Origin of the sequence: Sphingomonas aquatilis (genome assembly GCF_014196115.1) — a bacterium.
GTDB classification, from domain to species: Bacteria; Pseudomonadota; Alphaproteobacteria; order Sphingomonadales; family Sphingomonadaceae; genus Sphingomonas; species Sphingomonas aquatilis.
On record NZ_JACIDB010000006.1, the window covers coordinates 147,593 to 162,411 of the forward strand.

Annotated in this window: 15 protein-coding genes and 1 pseudogene; 10 read left to right on the forward strand and 6 right to left on the reverse strand. The window is 66.1% G+C overall.

Annotated elements, in window-relative coordinates:
• Positions 1-255: 255 nt before the first annotated feature.
• Together GGR47_RS13930 and GGR47_RS13935 are read right to left on the reverse strand one after the other, a co-directional pair.
• On the reverse strand, positions 256-2,574 hold the full coding sequence (locus GGR47_RS13930) for a 3-hydroxyacyl-CoA dehydrogenase/enoyl-CoA hydratase family protein (RefSeq protein WP_147035668.1): 2,319 nt from the start codon (positions 2,572-2,574) through the stop codon (positions 256-258).
• A gap of 1 nt (position 2,575) precedes the next feature.
• Positions 2,576-3,712, reverse strand: coding sequence for a thiolase family protein (locus GGR47_RS13935; RefSeq protein ID WP_147035669.1), 1,137 nt, complete (start codon positions 3,710-3,712; stop codon positions 2,576-2,578).
• 134 nt (positions 3,713-3,846) lie between these two features.
• Here GGR47_RS13935 and GGR47_RS13940 point away from each other — a divergent pair, with 134 nt between their 5' ends.
• From GGR47_RS13940 to GGR47_RS13965, 6 genes are all read left to right on the forward strand, one after another.
• Positions 3,847-5,541 carry a long-chain-fatty-acid--CoA ligase gene (locus GGR47_RS13940; protein ID WP_147035670.1) on the forward strand — a complete coding sequence of 565 codons (1,695 nt, stop codon included), beginning with the start codon at positions 3,847-3,849 and terminating at the stop codon, positions 5,539-5,541.
• A gap of 32 nt (positions 5,542-5,573) precedes the next feature.
• Positions 5,574-5,987 carry a MerR family transcriptional regulator gene (locus GGR47_RS13945; RefSeq protein ID WP_043059007.1) on the forward strand — a complete coding sequence of 138 codons (414 nt, stop codon included), beginning with the start codon at positions 5,574-5,576 and terminating at the stop codon, positions 5,985-5,987.
• A gap of 103 nt (positions 5,988-6,090) precedes the next feature.
• Positions 6,091-6,450: a phosphoribosyl-AMP cyclohydrolase gene (gene hisI / locus GGR47_RS13950; RefSeq protein ID WP_147035671.1), complete on the forward strand. Its 360-nt coding sequence runs from the start codon at positions 6,091-6,093 to the stop codon at positions 6,448-6,450.
• Positions 6,447-6,962 carry a hypothetical protein gene (locus tag GGR47_RS13955; RefSeq protein WP_244304992.1) on the forward strand — a complete coding sequence of 172 codons (516 nt, stop codon included), beginning with the start codon at positions 6,447-6,449 and terminating at the stop codon, positions 6,960-6,962. The genes hisI and GGR47_RS13955 overlap by 4 nt, the downstream gene beginning before the upstream one ends.
• A gap of 31 nt (positions 6,963-6,993) precedes the next feature.
• Entirely contained in the window at positions 6,994-7,419 is a 426-nt protein-coding gene (locus GGR47_RS13960) for a MerR family transcriptional regulator (RefSeq protein ID WP_020486487.1), read from the forward strand.
• A gap of 4 nt (positions 7,420-7,423) precedes the next feature.
• The gene (locus GGR47_RS13965; protein WP_147035672.1) at positions 7,424-9,226 is read left to right on the forward strand and encodes an acyl-CoA dehydrogenase C-terminal domain-containing protein; all 1,803 of its coding nucleotides are present in this window, start codon (positions 7,424-7,426) and stop codon (positions 9,224-9,226) included.
• A gap of 156 nt (positions 9,227-9,382) precedes the next feature.
• Here the strand turns inward: GGR47_RS13965 and GGR47_RS13970 are convergent, their stop codons facing one another.
• Genes GGR47_RS13970 through GGR47_RS13980 form a run of 3 tightly spaced genes read right to left on the reverse strand, consistent with a single transcriptional unit; the run spans position 9,383 to position 10,898 of the window.
• Positions 9,383-9,616, reverse strand: coding sequence for a hypothetical protein (locus GGR47_RS13970; protein WP_063689056.1), 234 nt, complete (start codon positions 9,614-9,616; stop codon positions 9,383-9,385).
• Positions 9,613-9,885, reverse strand: coding sequence for a DUF1488 family protein (locus GGR47_RS13975; protein WP_244304993.1), 273 nt, complete (start codon positions 9,883-9,885; stop codon positions 9,613-9,615). The genes GGR47_RS13970 and GGR47_RS13975 overlap by 4 nt, the downstream gene beginning before the upstream one ends.
• The gene (locus tag GGR47_RS13980; protein ID WP_147035673.1) at positions 9,882-10,898 is read right to left on the reverse strand and encodes an SDR family oxidoreductase; all 1,017 of its coding nucleotides are present in this window, start codon (positions 10,896-10,898) and stop codon (positions 9,882-9,884) included. The genes GGR47_RS13975 and GGR47_RS13980 overlap by 4 nt, the downstream gene beginning before the upstream one ends.
• 140 nt (positions 10,899-11,038) lie before the next feature.
• Between GGR47_RS13980 and GGR47_RS13985 the strand changes: the two genes are divergently transcribed.
• From GGR47_RS13985 to zapE, 4 genes are all read left to right on the forward strand, one after another.
• Positions 11,039-11,620 (forward strand): ClpP family protease, encoded by a 582-nt coding sequence (locus GGR47_RS13985; RefSeq protein ID WP_147035678.1) that lies wholly within the window; start codon positions 11,039-11,041, stop codon positions 11,618-11,620.
• A 75-nt stretch (positions 11,621-11,695) separates the two neighbouring features.
• On the forward strand, positions 11,696-12,481 hold the full coding sequence (locus GGR47_RS13990; RefSeq protein ID WP_043059011.1) for a succinate dehydrogenase iron-sulfur subunit: 786 nt from the start codon (positions 11,696-11,698) through the stop codon (positions 12,479-12,481).
• 5 nt (positions 12,482-12,486) lie between these two features.
• Complete coding sequence (locus GGR47_RS13995) at positions 12,487-12,957, forward strand: PaaI family thioesterase (RefSeq protein WP_147035674.1); 471 nt, start codon at positions 12,487-12,489, stop codon at positions 12,955-12,957.
• A gap of 179 nt (positions 12,958-13,136) precedes the next feature.
• Entirely contained in the window at positions 13,137-14,237 is a 1,101-nt protein-coding gene (gene zapE, locus GGR47_RS14000) for a cell division protein ZapE (protein ID WP_147035675.1), read from the forward strand.
• Here zapE and GGR47_RS14005 read toward each other — a convergent pair.
• Positions 14,176-14,819: pseudogene (locus tag GGR47_RS14005) on the reverse strand (acyltransferase family protein); the annotation flags it as partial. The gene zapE and the pseudogene GGR47_RS14005 sit on opposite strands and share 62 nt — an antisense overlap.

Sequence of the window (14,819 nt, forward strand, 5' to 3'; positions counted from 1 at the left end):
CCGTATCTGTACGGTCGCATTGTGGCGCCGCGGAGGCCGCCCGATGCCGGGCCATGACCTATTGGCGAGCCAGATGCCGTTTACGGCAATCTGATGCCCGTCTAGCCCCGGGGCGCAGTGTGTCAAGTGTGATGACGTAAACCGCGGTGCACAAAGCATCTTTTCCCGCGGACGGCATCGGATCATGCCAACCGCCATGCGGTCGGGCGGTTCCAGGCCTCGCACTCGCAAGCCCTGAACCCGCCCGATGTAGCATCAGTTGCGCAACGGCTTCCCCGTGGTCAGCATCTGCTGCACGCGCGCCTGTGTCCGCGGGTCGCGCACGGCCTCCATGAACGCCGCACGCTCCAGCGTCAGCAGGTCATCCTCCTGCACGGTATCGACCAGATCGGCCTCGCCGCCGGTCAGCACGGTCGCGAGCCGGCCCGAGACGACCTCGTCATACTCAGTCGCCATGCCCTTCTTGCGGAAGCCCTCGACGACGCCGGCGATGCCGGTGCGGCCGCTTTCGCCCGGCAGGCGGAAGGTCGGCTTTTCGGGTGCCTTATAGCCGTCGACCAGGCTGAGCGCCTTGGCCTTAGCGTCGGCGAGCAGGCGGTCGCGGTTCATCGTGATGCCGTCGCTGGCTTTGAGGAACATCATCTCCTTCGCCAGCGCGGCCGACTTCGACACCTGCGCGGTCGAGATCGTCTCGAACGCCTTGGCGACGGCGGGCATCGGCCCGCGCGGCATCATCGGCGCCTTGGCGAGGCGATCGAGCAACTCGCCGTTGCCGCCCCAGCCGGGCAGCAGGCCGACGCCGCACTCGACCAGACCGATGTAGCTTTCGGCATGCGCCTGCACCGCATCGGCGTGGAGCACGACCTCGCAACCGCCGCCCAGCGCCATGCCGGCCGGCGCCGCCACGACGGGGAAGGGAGCGTATTTCAGCGCCTTCAGCGCCTGCTGCCCGCCCGCGATCAGCTTTTCGATCTCGCCCCACATGCCCGCGGCGACGGCGAACATCGCCATGCCTAGGTTGGCGCCGGCCGAGAAGTTCGAGCCTTCGTTATAGATCACCAGCGCCTTGAAGCGATCCTGCACCAGCGGGATGGCCTGCTGGATCAGGCTCATGATCTCGCCGTCGAGCGCGTTCATCTTGGTGGTGAACTCGAGCGCGGCGACGCCATCGCCGACATCCCACAAAGCGGCCGACGCGTTCTTGAGCAGCGGTTCGGAGCGCAGCTTGATGTCTTCGAGCAGTAGCACGCCATCGCCGCGGACGACGTCATGATAGTCGCCGTCCGTGCCCAGGAACTGGCGCTTGCCCTCGACGACGCGGTAGAAACTGCGGTCGCCGGCCGTCTCGAGGATCGCCGGAACGCTGCGGCCTTCGTCGCGCAGCCGCTGCGCGAAGGTGGCGGCACCGATCCGGTCGAGCAGCTCGAACGGGCCGAACTTCCAATTATAGCCGAGCTTCATCGCATCATCGATCGCGACGATATCGTCCGCGGCTTCGCCGACCAGCATCGCCGCATAGGACAAGGTCTTGCCCAGGATCTCCCAGGCATAGTCGCCGACCTTGCCCGGCGTCGCGATCAGCGCGCCCAGATCCTTTTCCGCCTTGGGCGGTAGCGGCGCGGGCTTCTGCCCCCCGCGATACTCACCGGTCGCGAGATCGAGCGCGAGCTTGGTTTTCGTCGCCTTGTCGAAGCGATAGAAGCCGCCCTTGCCCTTGCGACCCGTGAAGCCCTCGGCGATCATCTTATCGACGAGCGGCATCGGACGGACGGTGTCGAAATAGGGGTCGCCCTGCGGCAGCGTGGATGACAGGCTCTTCGACAGCAGCGGCATCAGGTCGACGCCGACGAGGTCGACGAGGCCGAAGATGCCCGTCTTGGGCACGCCCATCGGCCGGCCGCCGATCTGGTCGGCCTCTTCGACGGTCAGGCCCTGATCCATCGCTGCATTGATCGCGAGGGCGAGCCAATAGGTGCCGATGCGGTTGGCGATGAAGCCCGGCGTGTCCTTGGCGCGGACGATCCGCTTGCCCATGAAGCGATCGACGAAGTCCTCCACCTTTTCGGCCACCGCCGCGTCGGTGTGTTCGCCGCGCACGATCTCGATCAGCCGCATGTAGCGCGGCGGATTGAAGAAGTGCGTGATGAGGAAGTCGGCCTTGAACTGGTCCGAGCGCCCGTCGACCAGATGGCCGAGCGGAATGGTCGACGTGTTCGAGCTGACCGCGGTGCCGGGGCGCTTGAGCGCCTCGAGCTTGGCGTACAGCGCCTGCTTGATGTCGAGCCGTTCGACGATCGCCTCGACGATCCAGTCGCATTCGGCGACGCGATCGAGATGGTCGTCGATATTGCCCGTTTCGACCAGCTTCGCCGCACCCTTCGACATGAACGGCGCGGGTTCGGTCTTGAGCATCTTGGCGACCGCATTCTTGGCCACCGCGTCGCGATCGTCACCCTCCTTGGGCACGATATCGAGCAGCAGCACCGGGATGCCGGCGTTGGCGACCTGTGCGGCGATGCCGGCGCCCATGACGCCCGCACCGATCACGCACACCTTTTTGATGGATTCGCTCATGTTATGCGCGCTCCAGCACCGTGGCGATGCCCTGGCCGCCGCCGATGCACTGGGTCGCCAGTGCATAGCGACCGCCCTCGCGCTCCAGCAGCGCCGCCGCCTTGCCGACGATGCGCGCGCCGGTCGCGCCGAGCGGGTGGCCGATCGCGATCGCGCCGCCGTCGAGATTGATCGTTTCGTCCTTCAGGCCGAGGTCGCGGATGCAGGCGATCGCCTGGCTGGCGAACGCCTCGTTGATTTCGACGACGTCCAGGTCGCCGACCGACACGCCGGCGCGCGCCAGCGCCTTCTGCGAGGCGCTGATCGGGCCGAGGCCCATCGTCTCCGGCTCGATGCCCGACACGCCCACCGCCTTGATGCGGGCGAGGATCTTAAGGTCGTGCTTGTTGGCGAACTCTTCCGACGTCACGAGGACCGCGCTGGCGCCATCCGTCAGCGGCGACGAGGTGCCGGCGGTGACCGATCCGTCCTGGCTGAAGGCGGGCTTCAGGCCGCCCAGCGCTTCGACGGTGGTGTCGGGGCGGATCGTGCCGTCTTCGCTCACCGTGCCGGCCTTCGTCTGGATCGGCACGATCTCATCGCTCAGCCGGCCATCGGCGCGCGCGGCGGCGGCCTTCTGCTGGCTCTTCACCGCGAACGCATCCTGCTCAGCCCGCGTGATCTGATATTTGGTCGCGACATTCTCCGCCGTATCGCCCATGCCCATGTACGCACCCGCATTCTTCTTCGCGAGAACGGGGTTGGGCAGGGGGTTGTAGCCGCCCATCGGCACGCGGCTCATCGATTCCAGACCGGCGCAGATGAACGCCTCGCCCGCACCGATCTGAATCTGGCCCATCGCGATATGGATCGCGCTCATCGACGATCCGCAGAAGCGGTTCACCGTCATGCCGCCGACCGACAACGGCAGGTCGGCGAGCAACCCGATCATCCGTGCGACGTTGAGACCCTGTTCGCCTTCGGGGAAGGCACAGCCGAGGATGATGTCCTCGATTTCGGCGGCGTAGACGCCGGTCTTTTCGATCAGGCCGCGAATCGTCTGCGCGGCGAGATCGTCTGGACGGACGCGGGCGAGGGCGCCCTTGCCGGCGAGGTGGAACGGCGAGCGCGCATAACCGGCGATGACGACGTTGGTCATGAAATCCTCTCTTTGGCAGGCATCGGGATGCAAGGGCAGACTTGCGTGATGCCGTATAGGTGCGATACCTTCCCATTACGTCAAGTGGATCGAGCCCACAATATGCTCGATGATGTGCATGAGAGGATGAGGGAATGAGCGACACCGCCACCGCCGGAACGACGGCGCAGGGTGCAGCGCCGCTGGCGATCAAGCAGGGCGTGCCGCTGCCGAGTCGGCCCCGCCTGCTCGGCGACCTGCTCGACCATACCGTCGCACGCTTTCCCGGCCGCGCGGCGATCGACTTCATGGGGTCCGTCACCAGTTGGGGCGACCTCGGCAAGGCGGTCGATCGCGCCGCGGCGGGCTTGCAGGCGCTGGGCGTGGTGAAGGGGACGCGCGTCGCGCTCTGCCTGCCGAATACGCCCTATTATCCGATCCTGTTCTTCGCGACGCTGAAAGCGGGCGGCATCGTCGTCAACGTCAACCCGCTCTACGTCGAGCGCGAGCTTGCGCATCTGATCCACGATTCGGGCGCGGAGATCATCGCGACACCCGATGTCGCCGAAATCCAGGCGCGGGTGCTGAAGGTCGCGGGCGAAGCGGGCATGCGCCACGTCATCACCTGCCCGATCGCCGACGCCCTGCCGACGATCAAGAAATTCGCCTACAAGCTGGTCAAGCGTCAGGAGATCGGCCGCGCCCCGCGAGATGCGCGCCATCTGTTCTTCGCCGACCTGATGGCGAAGCGCGCCACGCCTGCTCCCGTCGCGGTCGCGCCGGACGAGGTGGCGGTGCTGCAATATACCGGCGGCACCACCGGCGTGCCCAGGGCGGCGATGCTCTCCCACGCGAATATCGTCGCGAACACCGATGCGATGCTGGTCCATGTCGGCGGCGAGACGCCCGACCAGGATCGCGTGCTCGGTGTCTTGCCACTCTTCCACGTCTTCGCTCTGACCAACGTGCTGACCTTCTCGACGTTGGTCGGTGCAGAGATGATCCTGCTGCCGCGTTTTGAAATGAAGCAGTTGCTCGGCACGCTGAAACGCACGCGGCCGACCTATTTCCCGGCGGTGCCCACGATCTACAACGCGCTCGCCAATCTGGGGGAGGGGCAGCGTCCCGACCTGTCCGCGATCAAGGTCTGCATTTCGGGCGGTGCACCGCTGCCGATCGAGGTGCGCCATGCGTTCGAGACGAACACGGGCGCGAAGTTGGTCGAGGGCTATGGCCTGTCCGAAGCCTCGCCGATCATCACCTGCAACCCGTTCGACGGCGTCAACAAGGAAGGCTCGGCCGGTCTGCCCTTCCCCGGCACGACGATCGAAATCCGCGACCGCGAAGACCCGACGCGGATCATGCCCAAGGGCGAGAAGGGCGAAATCTGCGCGCGTGGGCCGCAGGTCATGAAGGGCTACTGGCACAAGCCTGCCGAAACCGACGCGGCCTTCGCCGATGGTGCGCTGCGGACGGGCGACGTCGGCTATCTCGACGACGACGGCTATCTCTTCATCGTCGACCGGATCAAGGACATGATCCTGTGCGGCGGCTATAACGTCTATCCGCGCGTCATCGAAGAGGCGCTGTACGAGCATCCCGCCGTCGTAGAAGCCGTCGTGATCGGCGTACCCGATGCGCATCGCGGCCAGGCACCCAAGGCCTTCGTCGTCCTCTCTGAACCGGGCAGCGTGACGGGGGCCGATCTGCGCGACTTCCTGCGCGACAAGATCAGCAAGATCGAGCTTCCCCGCGAGGTCGAAATCCGCGACAGTCTGCCCAAGACGTTGATCGGCAAGCTTTCCAAAAAGGAGCTGGTCGAAGAGGAAATGGCGAAGGCGGCGCGCTAGACGCCGGCTCGCTTCAGGTGAGGGTGCAAGGGGTGAACGAGGACAGAGGCGAATTGCAGGGTATTCAGGAGGTGGCCGACATGCTCGGCATCACGCCGCGAACCTTGCGCTTCTATGAAGACAAGGGGCTGATCGAGCCCTGCCGCATCGGGACGACGCGCGTCTATCGTCGGCGCGAGATCGCCCGGATGCAACTGATCCTGCGCGGCAAACGGCTGGGGTTTTCGCTCACCGACATCGCCGAATTCCTCGACCTGTACGACGCGGACCCCCAGCATCTCGAACAGATGCGCGCGCTGGCCGAGCGGGTCCGCATGCGGATCGAGGAGCTGGAAAAGCAGCGCGATGCGCTCGACCAGACGCTGGGCGAATTGGCCAAGCTCGAAGGCGAGGCGCTCGCCCGGGTGCATGCGCACGAACCGGAAGCGCAACGGGCGGCGGGATAACACCTCCCCCGCCATGCCGGACATGATCCTGGGTGACGGCGTGACGCCATAGATGGGATGACCACCTCTCGCCAATGCCGCGGGCGGGCGGTAGGAGGATCGCATGTCCGACCCGCGCGAAACCGACCCGACCCTCGATCCCAAATACGACGCCGCCGGCCTCATCACCGCGGTCGTCACCACGCGCGACGGTGCGCTGCTGATGGTGGCGCATATGAACGCCGAGGCGCTGGCCGCGACCCAATCGAGCGGCGAGGCCACCTTCTGGTCGCGCAGCCGCGGCCGGCTGTGGAAGAAGGGCGAAACCTCCGGCAACGTCCTGCGCGTCGTCGAGATGCGGATCGACTGCGATCAGGATGCGCTCTGGATCATCGCCGATCCGGCCGGCCCCGCGTGCCACACCGGGGCGACGAGCTGCTTCTACCGGCGGATCGACGGCGATCGGCTCATCCGCGTCGCATGAAGGCGTTGCCGGCGCTGGCGGCGGCGGTCGCCCTGCTGGCGGGCTGCGGATCGCGACCGCAGCCGTCCGCCGACGCCGCGACGGCCGGTGCGCAGCTGGAAGCGGCGGCGATCCGCACCGGCCTGATCGACGATCCGACACGCGCCGATCTGCTCGGTTCCTGGGCGCTGGACACCGATCGCGTCTGCGTCGTGCCTGGCGCGAAAGGTCTGCTGCGGCTGGGAGCGCTCGTCGATTACGGCGAGGGGCAGGGATGCGCGGCATCCGGCACCGCGCGGCGCAGCGGAGACCGCGTGCAAGTGGCCTTCGGCGCCTGCCGTTTCGAGGCGCGGTTCGAAGGCGATCGAATCGTCTTTCCGGCGGAATTGCCGGCGAGCTGCGACAGTCTATGTACCGGGCGCGCGTCCCTCGCCGCACTGACCGTCGAGCGCCTCAGTACGTCGACGGCGGAGGCGGAAACGCTGCGCACGCCGGGCGGAAAATTGCTGTGTCCCACTGCGTCAGTCAATTGACGTTGACGTAAACGTGATGTAGTCGGAGCGCATGGCTTCGTCTCCCGCTTATGCGATGATCGAACATCGCCACGACCGCGACCATTTCACGATCTCGGACCTGTCCGAGGAGTTCGGCGTCACCGCGCGGGCGCTGCGCTTCTATGAGGATGAAGGCCTGATCGCGCCCGAGCGACGCGGCACGCAGCGCATCTATTCGCACCGCGACCGCGCGCGTCTCGCCTGGATCCTGCGCGGCAAGCGCGTCGGGTTCAGCCTGAGCGAGATCCGCGAAATGATCGATCTGTACGATCTGGGCGACGGGCGGCGCGTGCAGCGGCAGGTGTCGATCGACCGCTGCCAGGCGCGCATCGCGCTGCTCGAACGGCAGAAGCAGGACATCGACGCCGCCATCGCCGAACTCACCGAATTCGTGGAGGTCGTCTCGGCCGTCCACAATACCGAACAGCAAGGATAATCGGATGCCCCAGTATACGCCCCCCGTCCGCGACACCCGCTTCCTGCTGGAGCATGTCGTCGGCCTGCAGAACTACAGCAACCTGCCCGGCTTCGACGCCGCCACCCCCGACGTCGTCGAGGCGGTGCTGGAAGAAGGCGGCCGTTTCGTTGCCGAGGTGCTGTTCCCCATCAACCAGTCGGGCGACCAGGAAGGCTGCACCCGCCACGAAGACGGCAGCGTCACGACGCCCAAGGGCTTCAAGGAAGCCTATAAGCAATATGTCGAGAGCGGCTGGGCGACGCTGGGCAACCTGCCCGAGCATGGCGGGCAGGGCATGCCGCACGTCGTGTCGATCGCGTTCCAGGAATATATGATCTCGTCGAACATGGCCTTCGCCATGTATCCGGGCCTCACCCACGGCGCGATCGCCGCGCTGATCGCCAAGGGCAGCCCCGAGCAGCAGGCGATGTACGTCCCCAAGATGGTGTCGGGCGAATGGGGCGGCACGATGAACCTCACCGAGCCGCAGTGCGGCACCGACCTGGGCCTGATCCGCACCAAGGCGGAGCCGCAGGCCGACGGATCGTATGCGATCACCGGCACCAAGATCTTCATCTCGGCCGGTGAGCACGACCTGACCGACAACATCATCCACCTCGTCCTGGCCAAGACGCCGGGCGCGCCGGACAGTTCGAAGGGTATTTCGCTGTTCGTGGTGCCCAAGGTGCTGGTGAACGAGGACGGCAGCCTGGGCGAGCGCAACGCCGTCACCTGCGGCTCGATCGAGCACAAGATGGGCATCCACGCCAATTCGACCTGCGTCATGAACTATGACGGTGCGAAGGGCTGGCTGGTCGGCGAGGAGATGAAGGGCCTGGCCGCGATGTTCATCATGATGAACGCGGCACGCCTCGGCGTCGGCCTTCAGGGGCTCGCCATCGCCGAAGTCGCCTATCAGAACGCCGTGCAATATGCGGGCGATCGCCGTCAGGGCCGCGCGCTGACCGGCCCCAAGGAGCCGAACGAAAAGGCGGATACGCTGTTCGTCCACCCCGACGTGCGCCGCATGCTGATGGAGGCGAAGGCTTGGACCGAAGGCCTGCGCGCTTTGTGCCTGTGGGGCGCGCTGCAGGTCGACCTCGAGCATAATGCCGCCACCGAGGAAGAGCGCGAGATGGCGGGCGACCTGATCGGCCTGCTCACCCCGGTCATCAAGGGCGTCGGCACCGACAAGGGCTATGAGATCGCGACCAACGCGCAGCAGGTGTACGGCGGCCACGGCTACATCCAGGAATGGGGCATGGAGCAGTATGTCCGCGATGCCCGGATCGCGATGATCTACGAAGGCACCAACGGCGTGCAGGCGATGGACCTCGTCGGCCGCAAGCTCGCCACCAAGGGTGGTCGCGCGGTGCAGGCGCTGTTCAAGATCGTGACCGAGGAAACCGCGGCGGCTGAGGGTGTCGAGGCGACCGCCGGCATCGCGGCAGCGCTGAAGAAGGCGCTGGGTGAGCTGCAGGCCGCGACGATGTGGTTCATGGCCAATGGCATGAAGAACCCGGAAAACGTCGGCGCGGGCGCGGTGCCCTACATGCACCTCATGGGCATCGTCGCGACCGGCCTGATGTGGCTGCGCATGGCCAAGGCGGCTGCCGAGCAGAAGGCGGCGGGCGAGGGCGATGCCGCCTTCCTCGACGCCAAGCTGGTCACCGCACGCTTCTTCGCCGAGCGCATCTGCCCGGACGCCGGCGCACTGCGTCGCAAGATCGAAGGCGGCGCGGAGAGCGTGATGGCGCTGCCGCCCGAAATGTTCCGCGCAGCGTAACAGCCTATTCCTCCCTCGGCGCAGCCGGGGGAGGGGGACCGTTCGGCGCCAGCCGAATGGTGGAGGGGGCGGCCCCGCACACGCTGCGCTCGCCCTATCCTCTCCCCCGGTCAGCGTAGCCGCGTCGCCACCTCGCTTTCGCGGGGAAGGATCGATCTAAGGCAAGCGGTCCGCCAGTGCGCGGATCGCCTGTCCTTCGAACGCCGCGACCGTCTCGCCGTCGATCACGACGGCGCGTTCCGGCCGCAACACCGCTTCGTTCTGCAAGCCATTGTCCAGCGCCAGCCAGGCCCGCACCGCCTGCTCCAGGCTGGTCACCTCCGCCAATTCCGAGCCGCCGCGGTCGACATTGGCCAGCACCGCGCTCATCCGCCAGTCGATGCCGCTCATGCGAGATCGTTCTCGCTGATCACCACCAGCGCCTGATCGGGATCGCGCGCCAGCGCATCGGCGGCCAGCGTCTGGATCCGTGCGCGGTGGCGCTGGAACAGCGGCATCGCGTCGAATGTCGCATCAACGGCCAGGGCTTCCAGCACATCATAGCGCAACGCGAAGGCATAGCGTTCGCCGCTCGCCTCGCCGGCGAACTCGACCTGGCGGTCGGCGATGTTGTCGAACACGCTCGCCGTGTCGATCGTAACGCGGTCTTCGGCCATCATTCGTTCCTTGCATCGGGGATAAGCCGCCGGCGGCGGCGATAGAACAGGGCGCCGATCCCGGCCGCGGCCATGGCGGCGGTCGCGGTCATCGCCGGGTGTAGCGCTGCGCGGGTGTAGGTGCTCGTCTGGCGCGCCGCGGGATGCTCGCCGGACCGCACCCGGCCGGTATCGGTCGACGCGAACAGATTGGCTGGCGCGGGCTGTGATTTGGCCGGATCGACGAAGGTCTTCGCCGCGATCGGCGCCAGGCGTTCGAACAGGCGCGGAAAATGCGCGGCGAACAGCGCCTGCGCCCGTCCGGCACCGCCGACGGTAATGTCGCGCCGCGGATGCGTGGCACAGAACAGGATCGTGCGCGCCACGACCTCCGGGGCGTAGACGGGCGGCGGAATCTGCGCCTCGCCCGCCTCGTGGTTCACCGCATGCTGAGCGATGGGGGTATCGATCCCCGATGGCTTCACCAGCGTGACCGTGATCGGCACGTCGTCCGCGGCCAGTTCGATCCGTAGCGCCTCGACATAGGCTTTGATCGCATGTTTGCTCGCTGCATAGGCGCCCATGATCGGGCTGGGCAGGTCGGACGCGATCGATCCGATCGTGATCAGGGTCCCGCCGCTATCCCGCAGATAGGGGATCGCTGCCTGACAGCCGTTCACCACGCCGAAGTAATTCGTGTCGAACAGCGCGCGATGTTCGTCCAGCGGCAATCCGACAAGCTTGCCGTAGATCGCGCTGCCCGCCGCATTGACCCAGGTATCGATCCGACCGAACCGTTGCTGGGCATGGGCTGCCGCACCGCGAACCGCGTCGGCATCGGTGACGTCCGCGGCGTAACAGTCGGCGGTGCCGCCCGCCGCGGTGATCGTCCGTACGATCTCGCGCAGCGACCCGTCGTCGCGCGCGACCAACATCACCCGTGCGCCCTGTTCCGCCGCCATCCGGGCGGTGGCGAGGCCGATCCCCGAGCTTGCGCCGGTCAGAACGATCACCTGGTCGGCTAAGGGTTTGGGCATGGCGGCCACGGTGATCTTCTCCTGACGGGGCGTATGAACCCCAGCCCGTCCCGCGCGGTTCCGTTAACATTGTGTCATGAAGGGCGTATTCCTTGGCGATCGTCGGGAACTCCAGCCACGCACGGCGGGTTCGCGCCGCCATGACCGATCAGGACCGCCAGACCGCCGCGAGCAAATATCCCTTGCTCGCCCACCCCCATATCCAGCTGCATGGGACGGTCGACGACATGATGTACGCCCGCTTCAAGACGCAGCTGGCCGAGGCGCCGGTGGACGGGCCGCTCGTCGTGTCGCTGACCACGCTGGGCGGCGACCCTGAGATGGGGCGGGCTATGGGTGACGATATCCAGCTGCTGCGCGACTATACCGGGCGCGAGACGCTGTTTCTGGGCAAGGTCGCGGTCTATTCGGCGGGCGCGACCTTCATGGCGGCCTTCCCGGTCGAGAAGCGCTTTCTCACCCACGGTACGCGCCTGATGCTGCACGAGCGGCTGATGAGCAGCAGCGTCCAGCTCTCCGGTCCGCTGACGACGCTGCCCGCGGTGCTGAAGGCGAAGCTGCATGAGATCGAGGAATCGATCAAGATTCAGGAGGAAGGGTTTCGCGAGATCGTGCGCGGATCGTCCGTCTCGTTCGAGGAGCTGTGCGAAAAGGCGCCCTCCAACTGGTATATCGAGGCGGAAGAGGCGCGGAGCCGCGGGCTGGTGCTCGACATCATCTGACGGTGCCAAAGGGGTTGCGTCCGCGGTCCGACAGGCATAACCGCAATTGCAGCATTTCGAAGGAGCGTCACGGCGATGGCCGAGTTCACCCTGCCCAAGAACAGCAAGGTCAAGGCGAAGGGCAAGGTCCATAAAGCGACCGGTGACGCCAAGCGGATCAAGACGTTCAAGGTCTACCGCTACGACCCCGACACGGGCGAAAACCCGCGCTACGACACGTTCGAGATCAACCTCGACGAATGCGGCCCGATGGTGCTCGATGCGCTGATCAAGATGAAGGCGGAGCAGGACAGCTCGCTCACCTTCCGCCGCTCGTGCCGTGAAGGCATTTGCGGGTCGTGCTCGATGAACATCGATGGTCGCAACGGCCTCGCCTGCACCACGGCGATCGAGGACGTGAAGGGCGAGGTGAAGATCACCCCGCTGCCGTCGATGGACGTGATCAAGGACCTCGTCCCCGATTTCACGCACTTCTACGCACAGTACAGCTCGATCAAGCCGTGGATGCAGACGGTCAGCCCGCCGCCCTCGGGCAAGGAGCGGCTGCAGTCGCCGGAGGATCGCGCGAAGCTCGACGGCCTGTACGAGTGCATCCTGTGCGCCTGCTGCTCGACGTCGTGCCCCAGCTATTGGTGGAATGCCGACAAGTTCCTGGGGCCGGCGATCCTGCTCCAGGCCTATCGCTGGCTGGCCGATAGCCGTGACGAAATGACCGGCGAGCGCCTCGATCAGCTGGAAGATCCCTTCCGCCTGTATCGCTGCCACACGATCATGAATTGCGCGAACACCTGCCCCAAGGGTCTCAACCCGGCCAAGGCGATCGCCGAGGTCAAGAAGATGGAAGCCGAGCGCATCCTGTAAGGATCGTGGACGCGCCGGAATCCCCCGTCTTCTCGTTCGACGACGATCCGGAACTGCCCGGCTGGAAACGCTGGCAGCTGCGCGACGGGGGGCGGTTCAACTCGGCATTCGATCCGCTCTACGTTCGGGTGGAGGATGGTATCGCGCGGGTGCGGATTACGCCGCGCCGAGGGCATTCGAACATGCGCGACCACGTCCATGGCGGTGCGCTGTTGGGGTTCATCGACATTGCGCTCTTCGCTGCGGCCCGCGGCCTGGGGGTGTTGCAGGCGGGCGGGGCGGTGACGCTCGATCTGTCGGCACAGTTCATCGGTGCCAGCGCGATCGGCGAGCCGTTGGAGGCGCGGATCGAGTTGCTCCGCGAGACGGGTCGGATGCTGTTCCTGCGCGGGCTGGTTGTGCAGGACGGATGGCCTACCGTCGCGAGCTTCACCGGCACCCTGCGCAAATCGACCCCGCCGCCGTCCTTGCGGTGATTTGCTATAACGTCGGTACTTCTCTCTTCGTCACCCCGGACGTGTTCCGGGGTCCACTCCGCGGCGAGGGGATTGGCTAGAGGCTCTAGCGCTACGCCCGCGGCCCGGTACATCCTTGAATACGTCCGGCGCGACGGTGGAGCGAATGGCCCGCGCAAAGACCATCACGAAAGCCTGACATGACCAAAGTCCTCGCCGCTTATGGCGCGCTCATTGCCGCGGGCGAACTGCGCCCGGATGCGGAGCAACGGGCCGCCGCCATCCGTCTCGATACGCTGGCCACTGAACTCGAAGCACCGAAAAAGGCCGGCCTGTTCGCCCGCCTCACCGGCCGCGGCGGCACCGTTCCTCGCGGCGTCTATATGTTCGGCGATGTCGGGCGCGGCAAATCGATGCTGATGGACCTCTTCTTCGCCAACGTGGCGGTCGACCGGAAGCGCCGGGTTCACTTCTCGGAATTCATGCTCGAGGTCCACGGCCGCATCGCGATCGAGCGGCGCAAGGAAAGCGGGGATCCGATCGCCCCCGTCGCCGCGGCGCTCGCCGAGGAGACGCGGCTGCTGGCCTTCGACGAGATGATGGTCACCAACTCGCCCGACGCGATGATCCTCAGCCGCCTGTTCACCGCGCTGATCGAGGCGGGCGTGACGATGGTCACGACCTCCAACCGCGCGCCTGGCGATCTCTATAAGAACGGCCTCAATCGCGAACACTTCCTGCCCTTCATCGCGTTGATCGAGGGGCGGCTGGACGTCGTGACGCTGAACGGTCCGATCGACTATCGCCGCGACCGGCTGGGCCAGCAGAACACCTGGCTGGTGCCCAACGGGCCGGAAGCGACCGCGAACCTGTCCGCGGCCTTCTTCCGCCTCACCGACCATGAGGTGACCGAGCCGATCCCCTCGGAGGATCTCGCCGTGCAGGGGCGTACGCTTCACGTGCCCAAGACGCTGAAGGGCGTCGCCGTCTTCTCGTTCAAGAAACTGTGCGGGGAAGCACGGGGCGCGGCCGACTATCTCGCCATCGCCCGCCGCTATCACACCGTGATCCTCGTCGGCATTCCCCAGCTTGGCCCCGAAAACCGCAACGAGGCGGCGCGCTTCGTCCAACTGATCGACGCGCTGTATGAACACAAAGTGAAACTACTCGCCGCCGCAGACGCCGAACCGGACGCACTCTACCCCGAAGGCGATGGGCGTTTCGAATTCCAACGCACCGTCAGCCGCCTCGAAGAAATGCGATCCGAGACCTATCTGGCGCAGGGGCACGGAGCAATCTGACGCGTGCCAGGCGTTCGCGAATCCTCGGTTCGGGTATTGCCGCGCACCAAAGAGCGAAACACAGCGATAGTGCGCCAACCACCATCGATGCCAAATAATAAGGTGCTCCTGCCGCCGTCAGCCACGCGATCACCACCGCCCCAGCGGCCTGATGGACCAGATAAAGCGGATAGGTCGCCATGCCGATGCGGGCGGCGTGCCGTGCCGGCACTGTAATAGCCATCACGGGTTGGAGCCGTACCGCCAGCGCAACGACGACGACACCCGCGAGGAACACGGCGATCGGGAGGTACGGACCGATCGCCAGCTGGTAATCGCGTGCCACTGTTGCCGCGCGCACCGCAATTTCGAAGCAACACCCCCAAGCGAGCGCAAGAGAGAAGCCGGCAAGTTGCCACGACCAACTCTTGGTCGATAGACGGTAGAGCACCGCGCCCAATGCGAAGAAGACGCCATGTGGCAGCAAGGTCAGCATGCGGGCACGTGTGGGGAAGGCAGGGTCGTGCGCGAAAGCGGCCTGCATCATCCAGTAATCGAGACTGATTGCGCCGAGAAACAACACCACCTTCCAACGCGCGCGCT

Coding starts and splice junctions, on each gene's coding strand:
- hisI (WP_147035671.1), top strand. CDS start 6,091: ATGTCCGACCCGCGCGAAACCGACCCGACCCTCGATCCCAAATACGAC.
- zapE (WP_147035675.1), top strand. CDS start 13,137: ATGACCAAAGTCCTCGCCGCTTATGGCGCGCTCATTGCCGCGGGCGAA.
- GGR47_RS13990 (WP_043059011.1), top strand. CDS start 11,696: ATGGCCGAGTTCACCCTGCCCAAGAACAGCAAGGTCAAGGCGAAGGGC.
- GGR47_RS13975 (WP_244304993.1), bottom strand. CDS start 9,885: ATGATGGCCGAAGACCGCGTTACGATCGACACGGCGAGCGTGTTCGAC.
- GGR47_RS13955 (WP_244304992.1), top strand. CDS start 6,447: ATGAAGGCGTTGCCGGCGCTGGCGGCGGCGGTCGCCCTGCTGGCGGGC.
- GGR47_RS13940 (WP_147035670.1), top strand. CDS start 3,847: ATGAGCGACACCGCCACCGCCGGAACGACGGCGCAGGGTGCAGCGCCG.
- GGR47_RS13980 (WP_147035673.1), bottom strand. CDS start 10,898: ATGCCCAAACCCTTAGCCGACCAGGTGATCGTTCTGACCGGCGCAAGC.
- GGR47_RS13960 (WP_020486487.1), top strand. CDS start 6,994: ATGGCTTCGTCTCCCGCTTATGCGATGATCGAACATCGCCACGACCGC.
- GGR47_RS13935 (WP_147035669.1), bottom strand. CDS start 3,712: ATGACCAACGTCGTCATCGCCGGTTATGCGCGCTCGCCGTTCCACCTC.
- GGR47_RS13930 (WP_147035668.1), bottom strand. CDS start 2,574: ATGAGCGAATCCATCAAAAAGGTGTGCGTGATCGGTGCGGGCGTCATG.
- GGR47_RS13985 (WP_147035678.1), top strand. CDS start 11,039: ATGACCGATCAGGACCGCCAGACCGCCGCGAGCAAATATCCCTTGCTC.
- GGR47_RS13965 (WP_147035672.1), top strand. CDS start 7,424: ATGCCCCAGTATACGCCCCCCGTCCGCGACACCCGCTTCCTGCTGGAG.
- GGR47_RS13970 (WP_063689056.1), bottom strand. CDS start 9,616: ATGAGCGGCATCGACTGGCGGATGAGCGCGGTGCTGGCCAATGTCGAC.